We start from the raw sequence: 450 nt of genomic DNA, 5'->3' as shown, positions 1-450 counted from the left end.
GCTTATACGCAAGGCGCAACTGCCTGAGGGGATTGCATAATATTTTGAATGGGCGGGTGCGAGCATATAGATCCTAGGCTGCTTTGCGGTGCTTCCTACTAAAGTCAAGCACCTGACCAGATCGAGGGGGAGCTTCGGCAGCGTTGGCTGCTCCAACCTGACACTTCGCGTAAAGCTTCGCAACCTTCTGCCAAAAGCTTCGCAATTCACCGTCGGGCAGAACCTCAAGACGCGCGTCGATTATATCCCGTGCGATCTGCGCACGCGCACCCGTATCTCGGTGGTAGATCTGCGCATGGGTGACCGTGTTTCGGTGATAAATTTTCAAAGCTGAGTCCTTACTTCCAGTGAGGAAACGTGCTGCACTGCACAATCGATCCATGGGCGTAGTGCGTTTTCCGGGCCTGATGGTGGACGCCCCCGGCGGCTCGGTCTCCCAGATGCAGGTAG

The 450-nt window shown here is 55.8% G+C and carries 1 protein-coding gene; it reads right to left on the bottom strand.

Translation table 11 applies throughout. The annotated features are described in order from the left end of the window. Positions 1-73: 73 nt before the first annotated feature. A partial coding sequence (locus WDW90_RS38200; RefSeq protein WP_336492884.1) for a hypothetical protein occupies positions 74-450 on the bottom strand: 377 nt, incomplete at its 5' end.

The organism is Methylobacterium nigriterrae (genome assembly GCF_037106235.1).
Taxonomy (GTDB): Bacteria; Pseudomonadota; Alphaproteobacteria; order Rhizobiales; family Beijerinckiaceae; genus Methylobacterium; species Methylobacterium nigriterrae.
This window is presented reverse-complemented; position numbering and strand designations above follow the sequence as displayed.